Consider the following 21170-nt stretch of genomic DNA (forward strand, 5'->3'; position numbering starts at 1 on the left):
TTTTAATTCAATTTTAAAGCACTGACAGGTACTTCATCCCAAGACTCAACAGTTCGCAGTGTAGCTTTCCATCCTTGTTCTTTTTGAGCATCAGTTAAATTTTTTTGAAAAGATTCATGGCATTCTTGAGCTTGCTGTTTGTCACAACAGGCAATACAAGAGTAGATAATACCAGATGGATCTATCTGTTCATTTACCCAAATAGTCATTTCAGTTATCATTTGTTATTGTTAACTTTCCTGGCGGGAAGTCCCGCGCTCTCGCATTAGCGGAGCCTAGCGGCAGCTATTAGGGCAGCGTCGGGATGAAAGCCAGGGCTAACGATTAGACTAGACGTCTCCACAAATAAAATGTTCCGCTCCCCGAGACCACGCAGGAGGTATTTTATTATGATACTTATAGTTGGTCGTAAGATCAACGAACACAGGGGGAGGACATCACCTCTGTCATGCGCAGCGGTCAGGGTTTCCCTGGCGCTCAGAATCCCGCTTTGTCCATCCCCCCTAACCCCCCTTTCAAAGGGGGGAATAGAAGGGCAACGTCGGGAGTATGTCAAGTGTAGATGCTAAGTTCTAAATGCTGGCCTATATTCAAAAAAACATTATATTTCAGCTACATCCCAAGCTGTACCTAACCTTCCCGGATTAGCTATACTGTTCCGTGTTCCGTCATCATCCATGAACCAAATCCGGTTAACTCCATTGTTTTCATTACGCCAGACAATGTCTGCTACTCCATCATTATTAAAATCGTCTACTCCGGCGACATCCCAAGCTGTACCTAACCTGGGCAGATTACGTTGACTGTCCCGTGTACCGTTATCATCCATGAACCAAATCCGGTTCGCTCCATTGTTTTCATTACGCCAGAGAATGTCTGCTACTCCATCTTCATTAAAATCCTCTACTCCGGCGACATCCCAAGCTGTACCTAACCTTGGCAGATTACGTTGAGTGTCTCGTGTGCCGTCGTCATCCATGAACCAAATCCGGTTGGCTCCATTTCGATGACGCCAGAGAATGTCTGTTACTCCATCATCATTAAAATCGTCTACTCCGGCGACATCCCAAGCTGTACCTAGCCTTGGCAGATTACGTTGAGTGTCCCGTGTGCCGTTATCATCCATGAACCAAATCCGGTTGGCTCCATTTCGATGACGCCAGAGAATGTCTGCTACTCCATCATCATTAAAATCGTCTACTCCGGCGACATCCCAAGCTGTACCTAACCTTGGCAGATTACGTTGAGTGTCCCGTGTGCCGTCGTCATCCATGAACCAAATCCGGTTGGCTCCATTTCGATGACGCCAGAGAATGTCTGCTACTCCATCATCATTAAAATCCTCTACTCCGGCGACATCCCAAGCTGTACCTAACCTTGGCAGATTACGTTGAGTGTCCCGTGTGCCGTCATCATCCATGAACCAAATCCGGTTGGCTCCATTTCGATGACGCCAGAGAATGTCTGCTACTCCATCATCATTAAAATCAAAACGGACTGGTTCATTGTTGACAGCGTTACTGCGAGTAATGGTGCTGCCAAACAGGTCATTGTTGTCTTGGTCATCGCCTGATGCAATTCTGTCTGGGGCAGGACTATCTGTCTGAGCATCAGCAGCATTATTAGAGGAGAATGTAGTGGCGTCATCAATGGTGACAGTAGGGAGAGAAGTTGGCATTCCTTGATCGCTACCATCGGGGTTTTCATCGGTGAGTTTCATGGCAAATATTGCACCACCGAGACCTTCTCCATTGCTTGCACCGGAGCCACCAGTGGCATTATTATTGCTGAAGGTACTTTGGGAAATATTAAGGCTGCCAGAGCGTATGAATACAGCTCCACCCATTCCGTCACCACCGTTGCTACCACTGAAGCTACTGACGCTGCCAAACTCGTCGCCACCTATTCCGTAGCCACCGTTACCACCACCGAAGCCACCGAAGCCACCTGTTCCCTCGCCATTACTGCCACGGGTGCCACTGCTGACACCGATACTACCGGCACCACCGATACCACCACCACCGCCACCACCGAAGCCACCGTCGCCACCGTCGCCATTGCCACCTGAGCCACCATAGGCACCTGCGCCGCCACTGCCACCGAAACCGCTACCACCGCCACCACCAAAGCCACCATCGCCACCAAAGCCACTGCCGCCGATGCCACCGATGCCACCAGTGTAAAAGTAGCCACTGGGGATACCGTAACCATTGCCACCAAACACACCGTAACCGAAGCCACCGCTACCACCGAAACCACCATTACCACCGACACCAAAGCCACCGATGCCACCGATGGGACTGTTGTTCCTAGCCAAGCCACCAAGGCCGTAACCACCGTCACCAAGGAAGCCACCGTTGCTACCGGAGGTGATGCCACCTACTAAGCCCCCTGAAAAGCCGTTACCAGGCTCCCCATTATTCTCAGATAACCTAACACTAAAAATACCGCCACCTCCATTGCCAGCAGCAGTATCACCAGAATTTCCACCTATCGCCCGATTTCTACGAAAGTTAACATTATCTACAGAAACATTACCATCATAGATAAACAAGGCACCACCCATTCCGGCGCCTCCGCCTCCTAGATTACTGTTTCCACCCTTGGCTCTACCGTTAGTCAGATTTAAGTTGTTAATATTCACCGTTCCCGACCTCACGAACAATGGACGGTAGGTATTGTCACCACTAATTCTAGCTCTTTCCTCTTCAACTGTATCTGGATCGTCCCCCGTAATCGTAATGTTGCTATCAATTAGTTGAATCATTTCGCCGGATAATGTGACATTGTTCTTGATAACGATAGTATCGTTCCCTGGTCGGTTATTTGCATCCAATATTGCTTTACTTAGGGTTCCGGCAGTATCGCCCAAACCGTTATCTGTTGCTTGATTTACTTCAAATATAGCCATTTGTGTTAGTTCTTCCTAGTAATTGTTGTACTAATTTGTTGACGTTGAAGGTAAGGTTCCTAGGGGGTTTGGAGACCAAACCCCTACGTTCTTTTTACCCATGCTACCGGATTTAATGTGACATTTTCTTGACCTTGGAGATAACGTCCCTAGAGGGTTTGGAGACCAAACCCCTACGTTCTTAAATTTTACCAATGAATAATTGATAATTTCTGGATAAGAATTGATTTTACTTTTGATTTTTGGAGATGTCTATCCATTTTTCATTATCAATTATCAATTATCAATTACATAGTAGTCCCGGATAAAATAACTCGTAATACCATCGGTAATTACTCCTTAACTCCGCTTCAATGCGTGGTGACACCCAATGAGGTTCTGGTGGTTTTACCTGAGTATAGGTACGATGAAGATATTTAAACCGATAGAAACTATCCGCTTCCCCTGATTGTACTGCCAGGTTCTCCGGATCTAATTCATAATTTCCCACACCCAACCAAGTAAACAAATCTTTCATTGTTGGCACTGGTTCCCACATTAAATGCTCGAATACCAGAAAATACATTCGTTGTTGGTAAGATTGGTTCATATCTTGTATCCCTTGCAAAGAGCGTAATGGTCCGCCCACCACTCCTTTTTTTCCCAGTAAAGCATCAGCACGTCCGTAGGGAGACAGAGAAGCGAGGTCATCCGGGAAATCCAACCAAACTGTTTTGTGATGTTGGGCTTCAATGGAAGCTAAAATTTGTCCTAACTCCCGGACACACACCACCATTTTTACATCTGGATCTAATTCCAAAGCTAGTTCTACTTGACTCAACCAACCCCGATTTTTGTCTACTACGACTTGAGAGTCTATTTCCTCCCACCATGCTCTAGCAAAAGCACGACAAGCACGTTGTAACCTTGCATATACAGTTTCAAAGTTTCTATCTAACTGAGCTAGCAAAAAATTGTTATCGCTCAGATGCGCTCTAATAGCTTGCAGTGTCGGTAACAGAGGAGAACTCATACCATTACAGTAGATTTCTGGGTGTTGTGCCAGAAGTTGACAAGTTAAAGTTGAACCTGCGCGGGGCAAACCTGTGACGCAGACTAATTTTCCGTTCAACATTAGTGACGAGTGTTTATTCGAGATTTTATATTTTGCAGGTAGTAGATATGGTTACATTTAGCCAATTTTTTTCTCTACTCTCAAGAAATCTATATAAACAGGATTTACGCAAATTATTAGACAATACGCTATCCGTAGAGGGCGAATGCCATTAGAGGGCGAATGCCATTAGAGTAGAGGGCGAATGCCATTCGCCCCTACAGATGGTGGTTTTGCGTAAGTCCTGATAAATTTACAAATTGTGCATAATTTTATCTTTTGCATAATTTCTGAGGTTTTCATTTTGCTAGATTCCAGTAGGGACGTTGCATAACAAAAATGCGTTCTATGTCGTACAGCGTTAACGGAGTTGTGCGCTAGCTAAACATCCCTACATTGTAGTTATATACAACGTTCCTACTAGGAAATTCTCAGACCCTCAAACTGAGTCACAGCAAAAATGTACGGGCGAATAGCCAAATGTAGGGGCGAATGGCCATTCGCCCCTACTAACTTCTGACTTCACCTAGTAAGGCCATTTCCAACTAACGATATCAGGACGATCAACACCATACTCATAAGCATAGTTTTGACAAGCTATTTGCTCATTGCGGAAATGTTCCTTCGCGTGAGCACCTGCAACTTTTAATTTCTCAACTCGATCGATGACATCCATGGCAATACTAAAGCGATCAATATTGTTCCGAATAGCTAATTCCAAAGGTGTATTAATATTACCTTTTTCCTTATAACCCCGGACATGAAGATTTTTGTGATTCGTGCGACGGTAAGTATAGCGGTGAATCAACCAAGGATAACCGTGGAAGTTAAAGATAATTGGTTTATCAAGAGTAAACAAACTATCAAAGTCGCGATCGCTCAATCCATGAGGATGTTCTGTTTCTGGTTGTAACTTAAACAGATCGACTACATTGATAAAGCGAATTTTTAAGTCAGGGAAAGCTTCCCGTAACATCACACTAGCAGCTAAAGCTTCCTTAGTCGGAATATCTCCAGCAGTTGCCAACACAATATCAGGTTCCGATCCCTGATCGTTACTTGCCCAATCCCAAATACCAAGACCTTTGGTACAATGCTTAATTGCAGAATCCATATCCATGTATTGCAAGTGCATCTGTTTGTCAGACACAATCACATTTACATAATTTTTACTCTGCAAACAGTGGTCTGCAACTGATAACAGACAGTTAACATCAGGTGGTAGATAAATGCGAGTAACATTTGGAGTCTTGTTAGAAATTACATCTAAGAAACCAGGATCTTGGTGAGTAAAACCATTGTGATCTTGTCGCCAAACTGTAGAAGTAATTAATAAATTCAGAGAAGGAATTTTTTCACGCCAACTCAGTTCATTGCACTTTTCAATCCACTTCGCGTGCTGACCAACCATTGAATCAATTACATGAACAAACGCTTCATAAGTAGAGAAAAAGGCGTGTCTTCCAGTCAAGAGGTATCCTTCTATCCAACCTTCAATCGTATGTTCGCTCAAAATTTCCATCACGCGACCATCTCGTGCCAACTCCCCACCATCCAAATCTTCCGGTAGAAACTCTGCCATCCAAGTCTTCTTACTAACTTCATAAATGGCATTCAGTTTATTAGAAGTATTTTCATCAGGTCCGAATACGCGGAAATTATTCATGTTGTCACGCATGACATCTCGGAGAAATACACCCAACGGACGAGTATTTTCTTTCTCTATTGTTCCAGGTTTATCTATCTGTATGCCATAATCCCGAAAGTTAGGCATATTCAGTGCTTTACAGAGGAGACCACCATTAGCATGAGGATTAGCACTCATCCGACGGGCACCATAAGGAGCTATTTCTCTTAATTCTGGTTTGAACTTGCCATTTTCATCAAACAATTCCTCTGGTTTGTAGCTACGCATCCACTGTTCTAAAATTTTCAGGTGTTCTGGATTTTTAGCGACATCAGTCATGGGTACTTGGTGTGCCCGCCAGAATCCTTCTATTTTGTGTCCATCAATTTCTGGTGGACACGTCCATCCTTTAGGAGTACGGAATACAATCATCGGCCACCTGGGCAATTCTGTATTGCCAGAATTCCGACCTTGTTCCTGAATAGCTTTGATTTCTTGAATACAATGATCTAGGGTTGCTGCCATTGCTTGGTGCATACTATCTGGATCGGACCCTTCCACAAAATATGGCTGATAACCGTAACCCAAAAACAGATTTCTTAAGTCCTCATGGCTAATTCTAGATAAAATTGTTGGGTTGTTAATTTTATACCCATTCAAGTGTAGAATTGGTAAGATAGCACCATCTGTAATGGGATTGATAAATTTATTGGAATGCCAAGACGTTGCCAGAGGTCCTGTTTCTGACTCCCCATCTCCAACAACTGGCACACAAATTAAATCTGGATTATCAAGAATTGAACCTGTGCCATGAGAAATTACATAACCAAGTTCACCTCCTTCATGGATAGAACCAGGAGTTTCTGGTGTACAGTGACTACCAATTCCACCAGGAAAAGAGAATTGTTTGAAGAATTTTTCTAGACCTTGTTCATCTTGACTTTTGTCAGGATAGACCTCTGAGTAAGTGTCTTCCAAATAAGTTGGAGCTAACACTCCTGGTGCGCCATGTCCGGGACCAGACATAAATATCATATTGAGGTCAAACTTTTTGATAACTCGGTTGAGATGTATCCAGATGAATGCTTGACCAGAACTTGAACCCCAATGTCCGAGAATTCGACTTTTAATTTGATCTGGTTTTAGGGGTTCCCGTAGCAAAGGATTCTTTTTCAGATAAATCATCCCCACCATTAAATAGCAGGAAGCACGCCAAAAAGCCTGTATTTTGTAGAGTTCATCAGGACTTAGAGGTGTGCCTTCAATCGTTGAACGGGCTGGACCAAAGGCACTAATTGAAGCTGTTTTGTCTGGAGTTGAGACCATTATTTTCAGATTCCTTATACTAAATTCTGCCTCTTTCATCTAGGAAGCATAGCAAATGCCCATTGTTAAATTAAATGCAGATATTTTTAACATTTGCTTGTACTCATAGTCAAAGATTGCAGGACAATATTATTATCGTATCTAGTACGACTAACTATACTTTATTTGTACAATAAAATTGCAATAGAAGATGGTTAAATTTTGTTTAAATTTTGTATATATTAATTATTTTTAGATTGGGATAATTTTTTATTATAGCAATCATCAAAAATAGTGCTACAAAAATGAACTTGACAATTTATACTACTCTATTAGACATCTCCGAAAAATATGTAGATTTTTTGTAAAAGTAGGGAATAGAGAACAGGGAACAAGGAATATATTTTCAGTAAAAATGTATAGAAAATGATTTTATCAGCAAATTTGACAACTCTATTTTATGGTAAATAAAGGGCAAGTTGATTTTCTGGAGATGTCTATTAGGGAGAAATTCATAACTTGCTCCTATAATCCTAGCAGTAACAAGACACTTTCTTGATGCAGTACCATAACCTCTAGTAAATGACATCTTGAAGCTATTGAATACATCAAAAGGGAATAGGAAATAGGGAATAGGGAATAGGGGGATAAAATTGTTGATTTCATGTCTTAAATTGATTTAATTAAAACTTTGGCCAGAGGTCTTTTATTAACTTTTCTAAACCGGATTTAGTAGGAAGAAATAAGTTTTCTCTGAGTTCATCCCAGATACCGAAGATAAGCTATAATTCAGCCGTAAACAGATTTATGTTCATAATTCATGAGGACTAATGTCAAAGCAAGCAAATCTATTCTCCGAGGTTTTAGCTGAAGCGGTAGGTACATTCGCCTTGGTATTTACAGGAACAGGGGCAGTCATGGTCAACGTGATGACGGAGGGTGTAGTTTCTCACCTTGGAGTTAGCTTTGTCTTTGGTGCTGTAGTGGCAGCTATGATTTATGCCACGGGACATATTAGTGGTGCAAACTTAAATCCAGCGGTAACTTTGGGGTTTTGGAGTATTCAGGTTCTTCCTAAGTACAAAGTATTGCCATACATCATAGGTCAACTCAGTGGTGGGATTTTGGCTTCGCTTTTGCTACGGATAGCTCTAGGTAATATTGCTAACCTGGGAGCCACATTACCGCTAGACGATAACTGGTTACAGTCTCTGGTTATAGAAACGATCTTAACCTTTATTTTGATGTTGGTCATTTTGGGATCGGGATTAGATCGTAGAGCACCTGTTGGGTTTGCTGGAATCGCTATTGGTTTAACAGTAGGTTTGGAAGCAGCTTGTATGGGTCCGATAACTGGAGCTAGTATGAATCCCGCGAGGTCTTTAGCACCAGCGATAATTTCTCATCTGTGGCGACACCAGTGGTTGTATATTGTAGGTCCAGTTTTGGGGGTACAGTTGGCAGTTTGGATATATCGCCAGCTATCAAACAATTTTTATGATTTTGACCACAAAAAGTAAACTTCACCTAGTTAGATATCTCTGGAGAAGAGGGAGTGGGGAGTGGGGAGTGGGGAGTAGATTGATTTGATTTTTGGGTAGTCCTGCTGAGGAATGGCGAAGATACATAAGTTTTGTAATTTCTTCCCACACGAACCAACTTCCTACACGAACCAACTTCCCACACCTCCCACACTCTCTCTACCATTCCTCAGCACCACCACCGATTTTTGATTATCGGAGACGTCTAATAAACTTCCCCCAAAATGAAAAATCAATTAATTTTCGGAACTGCCACAATTGGGTTTCTACGAGTTTCGTAGACAGCTAAAATACAAGTGTAAATTATTAGCTTGCTGAGTTAATCATCGTTGATAGATGGTTTCCCAGTTCTAAAACCTGTTCTAATTGTGAAACTGTTAAAGAGTATCTGTTGTTATCAGAGCGTGTTTTCAATTGCGAACACTGCAATTTTAGTTGTGATATCAAATCCGTTTGATTGGACATGAAAAAAATCTCCTATCTTCATAACTACTAAATCTTTATGGTTCTCTCTCCTCCTGACTCCTGTACGGACGTTAACGATAGTTATGCGAAGCAAACGGGAAAGCCCCTACTACTCCTGACTCCTCCTGAGTTGAGCAATCTATAACTGTTTAACCGGATTTGATATGATTGCTCCGCAACTCAAGTCAAAACTAAATGTAAATGAGAAGAGCGATCGCTCTTCATCTGAGTTACAAAATATGAAGGCGATCGTGTATACTATCCTACTTGAGAGATAGGTTATTTTCACGGTTTCTGCATCACTTTTGACTTTTGAATTTGACTAAAATTTCTACATCACTTTTGAATTTTGAATTTTGAATTTTGACTTTGACTACGGTTTCTGCATCACTTTTGATGTTTGACTTTTGACTTTTGACTTTTGAGTTTTGAAATCACTAACTTTTCACCTAATTCCTCTTCTTCATCTTCACCCCAGTTTTCCAGCCAATCTCCATCAACATTTTCCACATATAAATTGACATGATTAATGCCCCAAGCTAATCGATCTTCTTGTAACTGTTGGGCTGCTTGGAAAGCTTGCCAAACTTTTTCTAAACGTTCTTTATTTGACAGAGTTGTGCTAGTTGTTACCATATATGCTGCCTACTGTTAAAATGTATAGTTTGATTTACCGAATAATTAGTAGACTTCTTGCAGAAGTCAGGGAATAGGGAATAGCGGTGCGACCCCGCGACGACGACAGCTCGCTTGCGGTCATACCCCGCGTCGCCGACAGCTCGCTTGCGGTGCGACCCCGCGACGACGATAGTCGCAAGGGAATGCGCACTCCTGTGAGGGAATGCTGACCAAGAGAGGGAACGCGCACCAAGAGAGGGAATTAAATTGTTGATTTCATATCTTGAATTGATTTCATTTTTTATTTTTGGAGATGTCTAATAATTAAATAATTCACCTTTAAAGCCTCCCCAATAAAGAGGAAAAAGTGGTCATTAGCGGAGTTTCCCGAAGGGTGGGATGGATGCTTACCTAACCAAATCCAATCGACTAAGAGAAAATAAATCTTTTCCTTTTAGTCAATCTTCTCGCTTTTAGGGAGAGGTAATTATCCATTATCAATTATCCATTATCAATTATCAATTATCCATTATCCATTATCCATTATCCATTAATGAAGAACCGAGATGTTATTGGAATTGATGAAATTCCTATCTAAAACAAAATTTAATGTATTTCGCCTCCTTTAAATGTTTGCTGTTATGCAGAACCAAATTTACTAATTGAATAATAGACCTATCTTGACCGGGATTATAACTAACAAAAATACCCCGTCTAATTTGCCATTGCTGTAATGTATCTTTCCATTCTTTATACTTATCGTGACAAAGTTCACCGGACATAGTAGTAAGTTGAACACAGAGAGGCTTACCCGTGCTACTACTTACAATTACATCTGTCGCCATAGACAAATCTGCAATATAACGATGTACAACACAACCATCACGAATTTTAATCTGACGAGCGACAGATTCTATCAATTCAGCATCTTCTTGATTAAACTCTCCCGATCTTAACTTTTGTTTCCATATATAAAATTTACGGTCGTTTTCATTAAACCATTTTGGAAAAAGATTTTCATACCAGTATATAACTGGGGATGGAAGATGATTCAAAAATAATTGTCTTTCTTCTTTTGTTAATGATTGTAACTTTAACCAAAATTCTCCATCCTTAATTAATTCTAATAAAAATCCTACTAAGACTCCTTTTTGAGTTAGTAAGCCTGGTCTAATATCTTTAATCCAGCGCCTGACTTCATCTAACCTCTGGGCTAAAGCAGGTTCGGTTGACCAGGCAAGACGGCTAAGTTGTTTTAGCTTAGGCTCGATTTCTCTTGCTTGCAATCATCCTCCTACATAAGACCCATTTAAGAATCTTTAAAAACGCTTTATATTATAACTTAGTATTGTACCGTTTGATTATTATTGTATAAAGATTAAGGAATAATAAACCATCAAGATATTGTCTTAAAAATATCTAATAGGGAATAGGGAGTAGGGAACAGAAATAAAGATAGGTGTATCTCATTAATTTGAGAAACGCTATAGTCATATTTTATATTCTCATCAGCTATTGACTAATTTCCCTTTAAGTGATAGACACTTCAGGAGACAACTCACGATAGGATTATACCAATTTCATAAACTTAGGCTACACTACTTGTATTACTTAAACATGAAATAATTTCCGGAAATTACTGTATGATTAAAGTTTTGACCCTAGAAAATCTGGTAGTGCCTCAAGGAAGTGTGGGAAGTGTGGGAAGTGTGGGAAGTGTGGGAAGTAGGAGGAATAATTGTACTTGTATCTTTATTGGAAAGTGTCTGCTACCCGTCCTAACTTTTTAGTCTTAAAGGCTAAAAAATTTGCACTTTTTTCGCTCTATAAGTGCCTTAAACGTTGATATATCAGTGCTTTTAGATTATATTGGCCAGGCATACTAGGGCGTTTCCTACACTTTATTGATGCACAACCGAAAATCTTAACTTTTTAAAAAAAGTAAAGATTCTGATGTTCAATCTAGGTTCACAATAGTTATTAGCAGTAACTACAAATACAGAAAACAAATGTCAGAATCAACTATCGAATCAATCCTGGAAGAAAAACGTCTTTTCCAACCACCCGACCAATTTTCCCAAACAGCCCATATTAAAACTATAGAACAATATAAAGAAGTTTACGAAAAAGCCAGAAATAACCCAGAAGGATTTTGGGCAGAACTAGCTGAAACAGAATTAGACTGGTTCCAAAAGTGGGACAAAGTTCTCGACTGGCAACCACCTTTTGCAAAATGGTTTGTTAATGGTAAAATTAATATTTCTTACAATTGTCTAGACCGTCATTTAACTACTTGGCGACGCAATAAAGCAGCCCTAATATGGGAAGGAGAACCAGGAGACTCTCGTACCCTCACCTATGCCCAACTGCACCGAGAAGTTTGCCAGATGGCAAATGTATTTAAACAATTGGGAGTCAAAAAAGGCGATCGCGTCGGTATCTATATGCCCATGATTCCTGAAGCAGCGATCGCCATGTTAGCTTGTGCCAGAATTGGCGCCCCCCATACGGTTGTATTTGGTGGGTTTAGTGCTGATGCTCTCAAAAACCGCCTTGTCGATGCTGAGGCTAAATTAGTGGTGACTGCTGATGGAGGTTGGCGCAAAGATGCTATTGTTCCTCTTAAAGAACAAGTAGACAAAGCATTAATAGCAGGTGCCCCTACCGTGGAAAATGTTCTAGTTGTCAAACGCACTGCCCAAAAAATCCAGATGGAACCAGGGCGCGATCATTGGTGGCATGAACTTCAAAAAGGTGTTTCTGGGGAATGTCCGGCGGAACCGATGGATAGTGAGGATATGCTATTTATTCTTTACACAAGCGGTACAACAGGTAAACCGAAAGGAGTCGTACACACAACAGGCGGTTATAATCTTTATACCCATGTTACCAATAAATGGGCGTTTGACCTGCAAGATACGGATGTATATTGGTGTACTGCTGATGTTGGTTGGATTACAGGGCACAGTTATATTGTTTACGGTCCTCTTTCCAATGGTGCGACTAGCCTGATGTATGAAGGGGCACCGAGGGCGTCTAATCCTGGTTGTCTCTGGGATGTAGTGGAAAAATATGGCGTGACTATTTTCTACACTGCTCCCACTGCTATTCGAGCATTAATGAAAATGGGAGAACAACATCCTAATGCGAGAAATTTAACTTCTCTACGTTTGTTGGGAACTGTAGGAGAACCGATAAACCCGGAAGCTTGGATGTGGTATCATCGCATTATCGGTAACAGTAAGTGTCCGATAGTTGATACTTGGTGGCAAACTGAAACTGGTGGATTTATGATTACTCCTTTACCTGGTGCTACTACGACTAAACCTGGTTCGGCGACTTTGCCTTTCCCTGGCATTATTGCTGATATTGTCGATCAGGAAGGAGAAGCAGTGGATGGTAATAATGGTGGTTATTTGGTGGTTAAGCATCCTTGGCCTGGAATGATGCGGACTGTTTATGGTGATGATGATCGCTTCCGTCGTACTTATTGGGAATACATACGCCCGAAAAATGGGGAATATATTTATTTTGCTGGTGATGGTGCCCATAAAGACGAGGATGGTTATTTTTGGGTGATGGGGCGTGTTGATGATGTGATTAATATGGCAGGTCATCGTTTGGGTACTATGGAAGTTGAGTCGGCGTTGGTGTCTCACCCTGCTGTGGCGGAAGCTGCGGTTGTTGGTAAACCTGATGAGGTTAAGGGTGAAGAGATTGTAGCGTTTGTGACTTTGGAAGGCGAACGGGAAGCTAATGAGGCTTTGGAGAAGGAGTTGAAGCAGCACGTTGTTCAGGAGATTGGAGCGATCGCTCGTCCTGGAGAGATTCGGTTTACGGATGATTTACCGAAGACTCGCTCTGGTAAGATTATGCGACGCTTGTTACGTTCTCTGGCAGCAGGTCAGGAAATTGCGGGGGATACTTCGACTTTGCAAGACCGGAGTGTTTTGGATAAGTTACGGGGTGGAGCGTAATTAGAAGTCAGAAGTTAGAAGTAATAGTTCTGTAGTGGACTGTTTCATCTTAAATGGTGCATTACTTTTTGATTGGAAGACAAGGAAGACAAGGCAGACAAGGCAGACAAGGCAGACAAGGGAGAAAATCTAATGCACAGTTTTAGCTGAAACGGTCCAGTAGGGTGCGTTACATTTCATTAACGCACCGTCTATCCCAAATATTTCCGTGTCTTACTATTGCGTATGGAGCAATAATAAATTCATTTTCTGAAGCACCCAGCCGGAGGTGGTGGATAGTCAAATTTTTCTTCTATTGCGTATGGAGCAATAGTCAATTCATTTTCTGAAGCACTCCGGCAGAGGGGATGAGTAGTCAAATTTTCCTAACCTCAACTGAGAGGTCCCAAATCTTAAGTTCCTCAAAAGATACCAAATAGATTTTATATAATAATTGTTAGTAGGTCTGGTAGGGTGCGTTGATGAAATGTAATGCACCGTCTATCCCAAATGTTTCGGTGCGTTACTACTACTTCCTTTTGAATAAATAAAAAATATGAATCGGCGTCAACGTGAAATATTGCAACTATATCAACAAGGTGAACGAAGTTTCCAAGGAGCTAATCTTAGAGGTGTGTCTTTTAAGGGAAAAGATTTGTCTGATGCAGATTTCAGTTTTGCTGATATTCGGGGTACTAATTTTCGTGGGGCAAATCTAACGGGGGCTAAGTTTTGTGGAGCTAAGGCAGGGTTACAGAAACGTTGGGTGGTAGTTTTGCTGGCTGGTGCTTTTGTTTTGGCAGGAATTTCAGGTCTTATTGCTTTACTAAGTTTAGTCTTTTTATGGGAAAACTCAAATAATCCAGAAGAGCATATTTTTGGCTTAACAGTTTTAGGTCTATTTATCATATTTTGGGGGACAATTATTTTTAAAGGAGTAAACAGAGCTGCTGCTGCTGCAACGGTACTTCCTGCTATAGCAGTCGCTGGAGTTGGAGCGGTAGCCTTTTTCTTTACCGTGGTCTCTGTTGCAGGCGTGGTGTTAGCTGTTGCTGGGGCTTTTGCCGTTGCTGGAGTTGTGGCCTCTGTTGCAGGCGTGGTACTAGCTGTTGCTGGAGCCTTTACCGCCACTTTTGCAGAATTCTTAGGCAAAACCTTAGTCCTCTCTGGAGCCTTCCTCCTTTCTGGAGCCTTTGCTCTCGCTGGACTCCAAATACTGTTAAGTGCTTCCATTGCCTATCGAGCAATTAAAGGAGATGAAAAATATGCTCTAATTCGTAGCATAGCTATTGCCTTTGCTGCCTTATGTGGAACTTCTTTCAGAGATACAAATTTAACCGATACTGACTTCACTTATGCTACTCTCAAAAGTACAGATTTTAGAGGAGCTAACATAACCCGTACTCTTTGGAAAAACACTATAAAACTAGACCGCATACGACCAGGAGAAACCTATCTAAAAGATCCTAAAATCAGAGAGTTGGTAAAAACTGGGGAAGGTGAAAACATAAACTTAGATCGCTTTAACCTCCAAGGAATCAATCTCCAGGGAGCAAACCTAACTAATGCGAGTTTCATAGAAGCGAATCTCAACTCAGCCAACCTTCAAGATGCAAACCTCTCCCGTGCCAAGTTAGTAGGAACATTTTTAGATCAAGCTGACCTCACAGGAGCAACTTTAACCGGAGCTTTTCTTGAAGACTGGGGGATAACTACCACAACTAAACTAGACGGTATTAAATGCGATTATGTTTATATGCGTCTGCCTCCAGACAAACGACCAGACTTTCTCAAACTTCCACCTGAAGAAAGTTTAGATGAGCGTGTGCGCCGAAAACCTGCTGATGAAGATAAAAATTTTGCAGAAGGAGAATTTGCAGAATTTCTCAAACCTTTAGTGAATACTTTAGACCTTTATCATAATCAAGGAGTAGACCCCCGAATAGCTGCATATTCATTTGAGAAACTACAAAAAGAACATCCAGAAGTAGAAATAAAAATGCGTTCTATGGAGGTTCGAGGGGAAAATAATGACAAATTATTGATTAGAGCTGACACTACACCAGAAGCCGATCATTCAGTATTAGATAAAGAATATTTCGATACTTACAACAAGTTAAAAGCACTTTCAGCAGAACAACTTCGAGCGGTATTGGCAGAGAGAGAGAAAGATATTGAATGGTATAAAGGTGTATTAAGTGCGGCAGTTAATCGCCCTAGTGTTAATATAGAAAATAATAGTAGTCAAGGAGATTTAATTATGTCAGAAAGTAGTGGAGACCACATTCATGCTCAAGAAATTCATGGAGCAGTTGCCAACAAAGGAGAAATTACTGGTTTAGCTGGTAGCGGAGGAGAAGTTAAAGACTCTGCAAAAATTGCTGGTACAATTTATGAATCTCAAGAACAAAATTTAGCAAAAGCAGCAAAAGATATTCAAGAATTATTAGAGCAACTTGATCAAACTTACCCGTCAGATACAATGCCAGGCAAAGTGAAAATTGCTGAAGAAGTAATTACACAAATTGATAATAATCAAACAAAGGCAGAAAGAATATTGGGTGCCATAAAATCTGGTGGAGTAGCTGCCTTTGAACAATTCCTGAATCATCCTGCTAGTAGCTTTGTTATTGCAGCGTTAGAAGATTGGCAAAAAAGTAAATAGGGTTTGAGGAGTCAAATCAATTCAAAATTCTTGCATTATTAATTCTTGCATTATAACCTCTGCCTAAAGTCAGAGGCTTGAAATAAGGAAAATATTTTTGATTTTTTCACTCTTTGAAGAACAAGGCTTAAATTCTTAATTAAACAATTATTGAAATTAAGGAATGAACCAAAATTTTTGAACTTTGAATGCGTGAATTTTGAATTCAAAAAATGGTAATAAGTCAAGAGAAAACCGGGTTTATTTCTCTGATTATTTGTTCAAACCACTAATTTTTAATAAACCCGCTTTCTGCATAATACCATGTCCGGATAATTAGTGATAAAAACACTTCTTTCTCCTGGTACATTCTTTTCTCCTGTCTCCTGTCTCCTGTCTCCTGACTCCTCCCTAATTATTTATAACTATTCAACCGGACATGAGATAAGTCCTGATTCAATTAACAAATAGACATCTGAAAAAAATCAAAAACAAAATCAATTATCGTACAGAAATTATCAGTTATTTCCCCCTATTTTCTATTCCCTATTCCCTCTTTTCTGGAGATATTTAATGTTTGATGCTACCCATGAAATTCTAAATGAAAGTCACGTTCATAAATACACAGTGACTGACAATGGTAAACCGATACCATACAGTGAAGTTTTAAATTTATGGCAGTCTGACTCAAACTTCTGCTCCTTATTTATCTCACTATTATCTGACTCCCCCTTTTCAGTATATCGTTGGGAAACACCACCCATTACGAAAGATACTCTCAAGCGTCAATTTGAATTCGTACTGGTAAATTCTCCAGAGTTGGCAAGCAACCCAGATACAATCACATTTGCAAATTATTTCACAACCAATGATGTGAACAATGGAATTGTTGTCTTTGAAAATTTAGGTAAAAACGCAATACTTGTGGTTCCATCTCCAATAGATTCAAATGCTTCCCCTGGAGGAACTCCGTTTTCAGCTTATTCCCATTTAGCAGCCTTCATTCGCTATGGACCTGATGCTCAAAAACAGGCATTGTGGCGAATTTTAGGACAAACCGTGCAACAACAGATTTCAGATAACCCGCTTTGGGTTAGTACAGCGGGTGGGGGTGTAGCTTGGCTTCATGTTAGATTAGATTCTCGACCTAAATACTATAGATACGAATTGTACAAGTATTACTAATAAATACCTCCAGAAAAGAGTAAATAGGAATAATAATTGATAATTTATATCAAATCCGTTTAATTGAACATAAAAAAAATTTCCTATCTTCATAACTACTAAATCTTTACAATTCTTTCTCCTCCTGACTCCTGTCTCCTGTCTCCTGTCTCCTCCTGAGTTAAGCAATCTATAACTGTTTAACCGGATTTGATATTATGGCTGATAATAGATTTTATTTTGGATTTTTGGAGAACTATAATATATACCTCCATAAAATAAATAATCAGACTTAAATCATTGCATAAAACTAGCTGAATCAAGCAAAATTTACTAGAAAAAATCCTGGGATAACCAACTTTTTTTTGTGTAAGAACTAAGCCTTGACTTTTGACGACAAGTCAAATAAAGTTGATTAAGCTAAATTAATTTTATAGCGCTCCGCGCTAGGGAATAGGGAATAGGGAATAGGGAATAGTAAACTGTCAAAGGATTTCAGGATTTAGAGATGTCCTAACCTTTGCTTCGACTGCTATAGTTTTGGTTCAAGCTATCTTTTGACCAAAAAATAAAGTCTCAAAACTTCTGTTCTTTTAAGGGTATGAAAAAAATTTCTATTCAATATTTTAATCCCAATGGTTTCCATTTGTCATGCGGAGCAAACAGGCAGAGGTACTGATAACTGTTAACCCAGTTCTGACCTTATGAGGCTAACTGATAACTGATAACTGATAACTGAAATAACCCATCCCAGAAAACTATAAACAATAAAAACTGAGGTATCAACAATAACTCAAAGCGAACGCAACAATTCCCATTCCCTAATCAAAATGGCTACATCATTGCTCTCTTTAGATCGCCAAAAGGATTTTTTTCCAGGCAAAACATATGAATATAACTATAGTTATCTACCGCCCTTGGCAATCACCAATGTGCCAGAATTATTAGGATTCCCCATTTTACCAGAGGGAGCTTTTCCGAGTATTATCTGGATATTTAAAGTCCTATTTTCCCTGATTATAATTGTTATTAATAACTATCTTGATAAGCAGGAAAATTCTGGAATTGATTCCCAGAATGATTGGGCTGAACTTAGTCGATAAGTAGAATCTCTGGACTGTGATATTAGTCAACCGAAAACTCAAGAAAGTCTTCAAGCTTTAGTTGAAAAACTAGAAGCAAATTTACAAAAAACTTTTCCTGCTTTGGCAGAAAAGCAAAGCAAATCTGAGGAATTTGTGCAAGAATCTTTGCAAAAAATTGATAATACAATTACTCAATTATTTGGAATTAAGCGACAGAAAAAATCCGTTGATTTTGATGAGACATCTATTATTGACCGTCTAGAAAATATCATCAAGTTCGTTGCGAAAATAGATGAGGAAAAAGATATAGAGAAATCAGAATCTCTAACTCTTGATGACTACAATAAGTTGTACCAGATTATCAAAAAGCCTGCTATTTCCGATTGTTTTACCGAAGACCTGATTTTTGCCTATTTACAAGTTGCTGGACCAAACCCGCTTGTTTTACAGCAATTTACTCAAATGAATTTTCGTTTACCAATTACTCCAGAACAGTATACAGCGATCGCTAAAAAATTTGGAGTCACAGATTCTTTATCTAATGCTTTAGCAGAAGGGCGACTTGACTTTATGCTTCTGATTATAAATTACTAGATGGTTTACCCAATGGCAATTTCATCAGCGACGATCTTACCCAACAAAAGTATATTTCGGCTCCAATAGCATTGTTTGCCGTTCCTGCACAGGGGTCTTCTTCTCGTTCCTTATTTCCAGTAGCTATTAGCTATCAAAAGACTACCATTAGTAAGGAGTGGGTGTTGTTTACACCACTAGATGTTGATAGTCAGCAAGAACCTTGGATGACTGCCAAAAATATTCTCCAAATGGCAGATTCTAATTTTCACGAATTGATATCCCATTTAGGGAGAACTCATTTAGTGGTTAAACCTTTTATTGTACCGACTTACAATTGTTTGCCAAAACATCATCCTTTGAGAAATCTGCTGATTCCTCATTTTGAGGGAACTGTTTTGATTAATTACGGTCCCCACGCGATTTTAGTTGCTCCTGGAGGAACAGTAGATTCACTCTTAGCTAGCACTATTGGAGCTGATACATCTTTAACTGGAAAAGGAACTCAGAGTTATTTATTTAACTTTAATGCCATTGATTTTCCTCAAACCTTAGTCAATCGCGGGGTGAACAATTCCGATACTTTACCTGTATACCCCTATCGAGATGATGGCAAATTAATTTGGGATGCTATTTATACCTGGGTTAATGATTATTTGTCTATCTACTATGCTAACGATGCTGACATTGTGGCAGATAAAGACTTACAAAATTGGGGAGCTACCTTGGTTTCTTTAGACGGAGGACGAGTAGAAAATTTTGGAGAAAATAGTCAAGGAGAAATTAAAACCAGAGATTATTTAGTTAAAGCGGTATCTACGATTATTTTTACTGGCAGTGCGCAACACGCGGCAGTTAATTTTCCCCAAAAAACTGACATGATGTATGTTCCGGCATTTCCTTTAGCTCGTTATCTGATGCCACCGACTAATATTGAAGATCGGGAAAGTTATATTCAGGGACTACCTTCCTTAAGTCAAGCTCAAAGTCAGATTAATACACTTTACTTACTTGGTTCAGTTCACTATACGCAACTGGGTAAGTATCGTGGATCTGCTTTCCCGGAAAATAAGGAATTACAAGCGGCTTTGACAAAATTTCAAGAAAATTTGAATGCAGCAACGATTATTATTAATAAAAGGAATCAAAGTCCTGAGCGTTTGATGCCTTACGAGTTTCTGCTCCCAGAGAATATTCCTCAAAGTATCAATATTTAGAGATTGGGAGATCGGGTGATGGTCCGTGTGGGAAGGTTCAAGTATAGAACCGATACTATTTTGCTAACAATTGTTAACAATGCAAAGTAAGATTAACTTACTGAGGGGGTATCTCCCAATGTGGTAGAAAATTTCTCTACCACGCTTTTTATAAAGATTCCACGCGGGACCTTTAAGTCGCGGTCGAGGCAAAATCCATCATTGCCAGTCACAACTTTTTTGCCACCTAAATTGTTGAGGATTTCACCAGTCCAGCTAACGGTTTTGCGCTTTGTAGGCTTCACTTACATCTACAACGACTTTGTTGTATTCAACAGCTTTATGCTTTAAAAAAATCTCAAACCTATAGTGTGCCCAGTTCAACATTTGTCTCACTGATTTACTTCTGAGTTTCCTGCTAGATTTGATTGTCATCGGAGAAACTTCATGCATTCGGGAGTAAAATCACATCAAAGTTTTGATAGCGTTTGCGCAGCATTCCGATAGGAAAGCTCCTCTGAAAGAGGCACCAAAAATAAAGCTGCTTTGTGGTGCAACTCATCTATCAGGTTTCTAATTTTTGACCTCAGTCGATTAGCTGCTTTTTTCATGCGCTGCTTGGTTTTAGATTTAGCTTTAGTTAATCTGGAAATCAAATCATCGATCGGGATGACACAATCTTTGAACCCCTAACCACATCTTTTAAGGAAGTTCAGGTTTGGGACTTCAAGGTTTCAGCTTTGGGCCATCTCAGTTGACTCCTACCCTAACCAATCATACTTTTAAGTCCAAACTTTCTTGTTGACAAAACCAATAATTTGGTTTATCTTTGTTTTTAGGTTAAATCCTGTAAATGTTATAGTAGTAAAGTAAACTTTACTATTGGCCAAGAGTTGAGGTAAGAATCATGGGTACTAAACAAGCGTCTATTTTATTAGGTATCTCTCGTCAACGTTTATTAGTTTTACTCGCTCAAGGAAGAGTCAAAGGAG

The 21170-nt window shown here is 40.0% G+C and carries 16 protein-coding genes; 9 read left to right on the plus strand and 7 right to left on the minus strand.

Annotated features, from left to right (window positions below; genetic code table 11):
* Nucleotides 1-2: 2 nt before the first annotated feature.
* The 4 genes from F6K40_RS18940 to F6K40_RS18955 form a co-directional block, all read right to left on the minus strand.
* Nucleotides 3-209: a glycogen debranching protein gene (locus tag F6K40_RS18940; RefSeq protein ID WP_293138574.1), complete on the minus strand. Its 207-nt coding sequence runs from the start codon at nt 207-209 to the stop codon at nt 3-5.
* A 392-nt stretch (nt 210-601) separates the two neighbouring features.
* Nucleotides 602-2911, minus strand: a complete 2310-nt coding sequence (locus F6K40_RS18945) for an FG-GAP repeat domain-containing protein (RefSeq protein WP_293138576.1) — start codon at nt 2909-2911, stop codon at nt 602-604.
* 283 nt (nt 2912-3194) lie between these two features.
* The gene (locus tag F6K40_RS18950; RefSeq protein WP_293138577.1) at nt 3195-4025 is read right to left on the minus strand and encodes a sulfotransferase family protein; all 831 of its coding nucleotides are present in this window, start codon (nt 4023-4025) and stop codon (nt 3195-3197) included.
* Between the two features lie 505 nt (nt 4026-4530).
* A complete protein-coding gene (locus F6K40_RS18955) occupies nt 4531-6957 on the minus strand; it encodes a phosphoketolase family protein (RefSeq protein WP_293138579.1) in 2427 nt (808 codons plus the stop codon).
* Nucleotides 6958-7766: 809 nt separating this feature from the next.
* On the opposite strand from F6K40_RS18955, the gene F6K40_RS18960 reads away from it, so the two are divergent.
* On the plus strand, nt 7767-8456 hold the full coding sequence (locus tag F6K40_RS18960; protein WP_293138581.1) for an MIP/aquaporin family protein: 690 nt from the start codon (nt 7767-7769) through the stop codon (nt 8454-8456).
* A gap of 7 nt (nt 8457-8463) precedes the next feature.
* Here the strand turns inward: F6K40_RS18960 and F6K40_RS18965 are convergent, their stop codons facing one another.
* On the minus strand, nt 8464-8643 hold the full coding sequence (locus F6K40_RS18965) for a hypothetical protein (RefSeq protein WP_293138583.1): 180 nt from the start codon (nt 8641-8643) through the stop codon (nt 8464-8466).
* A gap of 159 nt (nt 8644-8802) precedes the next feature.
* Here F6K40_RS18965 and F6K40_RS18970 point away from each other — a divergent pair, with 159 nt between their 5' ends.
* Nucleotides 8803-8934: a zinc ribbon domain-containing protein gene (locus F6K40_RS18970; protein WP_293138603.1), complete on the plus strand. Its 132-nt coding sequence runs from the start codon at nt 8803-8805 to the stop codon at nt 8932-8934.
* 395 nt (nt 8935-9329) lie between these two features.
* On the opposite strand, the gene F6K40_RS18975 is transcribed toward F6K40_RS18970, so the two are convergent.
* Both F6K40_RS18975 and F6K40_RS18980 read right to left on the minus strand, forming a co-directional pair.
* Nucleotides 9330-9578 carry a hypothetical protein gene (locus tag F6K40_RS18975; protein ID WP_293138585.1) on the minus strand — a complete coding sequence of 83 codons (249 nt, stop codon included), beginning with the start codon at nt 9576-9578 and terminating at the stop codon, nt 9330-9332.
* 572 nt (nt 9579-10150) lie between these two features.
* Nucleotides 10151-10846: a hypothetical protein gene (locus tag F6K40_RS18980; protein ID WP_293138587.1), complete on the minus strand. Its 696-nt coding sequence runs from the start codon at nt 10844-10846 to the stop codon at nt 10151-10153.
* 357 nt (nt 10847-11203) lie between these two features.
* Here F6K40_RS18980 and F6K40_RS18985 point away from each other — a divergent pair, with 357 nt between their 5' ends.
* The 7 genes from F6K40_RS18985 (at nt 11204) to F6K40_RS19015 (ending at nt 20199) form a co-directional block, all read left to right on the plus strand.
* Nucleotides 11204-11350, plus strand: a complete 147-nt coding sequence (locus tag F6K40_RS18985) for a hypothetical protein (RefSeq protein ID WP_293138589.1) — start codon at nt 11204-11206, stop codon at nt 11348-11350.
* Nucleotides 11351-11569: 219 nt separating this feature from the next.
* Complete coding sequence (gene acs / locus F6K40_RS18990) at nt 11570-13537, plus strand: acetate--CoA ligase (RefSeq protein ID WP_293138591.1); 1968 nt, start codon at nt 11570-11572, stop codon at nt 13535-13537.
* A gap of 535 nt (nt 13538-14072) precedes the next feature.
* Complete coding sequence (locus F6K40_RS18995) at nt 14073-16181, plus strand: pentapeptide repeat-containing protein (protein WP_293138593.1); 2109 nt, start codon at nt 14073-14075, stop codon at nt 16179-16181.
* 552 nt (nt 16182-16733) lie between these two features.
* Nucleotides 16734-17345, plus strand: coding sequence for a DUF6940 family protein (locus F6K40_RS19000; RefSeq protein WP_293138595.1), 612 nt, complete (start codon nt 16734-16736; stop codon nt 17343-17345).
* Between the two features lie 809 nt (nt 17346-18154).
* Nucleotides 18155-18427 carry a hypothetical protein gene (locus F6K40_RS19005; protein WP_293138597.1) on the plus strand — a complete coding sequence of 91 codons (273 nt, stop codon included), beginning with the start codon at nt 18155-18157 and terminating at the stop codon, nt 18425-18427.
* Between the two features lie 102 nt (nt 18428-18529).
* A complete protein-coding gene (locus F6K40_RS19010) occupies nt 18530-19003 on the plus strand; it encodes a hypothetical protein (protein ID WP_293138599.1) in 474 nt (157 codons plus the stop codon).
* A 71-nt stretch (nt 19004-19074) separates the two neighbouring features.
* Complete coding sequence (locus F6K40_RS19015) at nt 19075-20199, plus strand: lipoxygenase family protein (RefSeq protein WP_293138601.1); 1125 nt, start codon at nt 19075-19077, stop codon at nt 20197-20199.
* The last annotated feature ends 971 nt before the right edge of the window (nt 20200-21170 follow it).

It is taken from the genome of Okeania sp. SIO3I5 (assembly GCF_010672085.1).
In the GTDB taxonomy this organism is placed as follows: Bacteria; Cyanobacteriota; Cyanobacteriia; order Cyanobacteriales; family Microcoleaceae; genus Trichodesmium.

What these genes read in the sequence shown, in the direction of transcription:
- F6K40_RS18950 (WP_293138577.1), bottom strand. Translation starts at nt 4,025, where the DNA reads ATGTTGAACGGAAAATTAGTCTGCGTCACAGGTTTGCCCCGCGCAGGT.
- F6K40_RS18985 (WP_293138589.1), top strand. Translation starts at nt 11,204, where the DNA reads ATGATTAAAGTTTTGACCCTAGAAAATCTGGTAGTGCCTCAAGGAAGT.
- F6K40_RS19005 (WP_293138597.1), top strand. Translation starts at nt 18,155, where the DNA reads ATGGCTACATCATTGCTCTCTTTAGATCGCCAAAAGGATTTTTTTCCA.
- F6K40_RS18965 (WP_293138583.1), bottom strand. Translation starts at nt 8,643, where the DNA reads ATGGTAGAGAGAGTGTGGGAGGTGTGGGAAGTTGGTTCGTGTAGGAAG.
- F6K40_RS19000 (WP_293138595.1), top strand. Translation starts at nt 16,734, where the DNA reads ATGTTTGATGCTACCCATGAAATTCTAAATGAAAGTCACGTTCATAAA.
- F6K40_RS18940 (WP_293138574.1), bottom strand. Translation starts at nt 209, where the DNA reads ATGACTATTTGGGTAAATGAACAGATAGATCCATCTGGTATTATCTAC.
- F6K40_RS18955 (WP_293138579.1), bottom strand. Translation starts at nt 6,957, where the DNA reads ATGGTCTCAACTCCAGACAAAACAGCTTCAATTAGTGCCTTTGGTCCA.
- F6K40_RS18945 (WP_293138576.1), bottom strand. Translation starts at nt 2,911, where the DNA reads ATGGCTATATTTGAAGTAAATCAAGCAACAGATAACGGTTTGGGCGAT.
- acs (WP_293138591.1), top strand. Translation starts at nt 11,570, where the DNA reads ATGTCAGAATCAACTATCGAATCAATCCTGGAAGAAAAACGTCTTTTC.
- F6K40_RS18995 (WP_293138593.1), top strand. Translation starts at nt 14,073, where the DNA reads ATGAATCGGCGTCAACGTGAAATATTGCAACTATATCAACAAGGTGAA.
- F6K40_RS18975 (WP_293138585.1), bottom strand. Translation starts at nt 9,578, where the DNA reads ATGGTAACAACTAGCACAACTCTGTCAAATAAAGAACGTTTAGAAAAA.
- F6K40_RS18960 (WP_293138581.1), top strand. Translation starts at nt 7,767, where the DNA reads ATGTCAAAGCAAGCAAATCTATTCTCCGAGGTTTTAGCTGAAGCGGTA.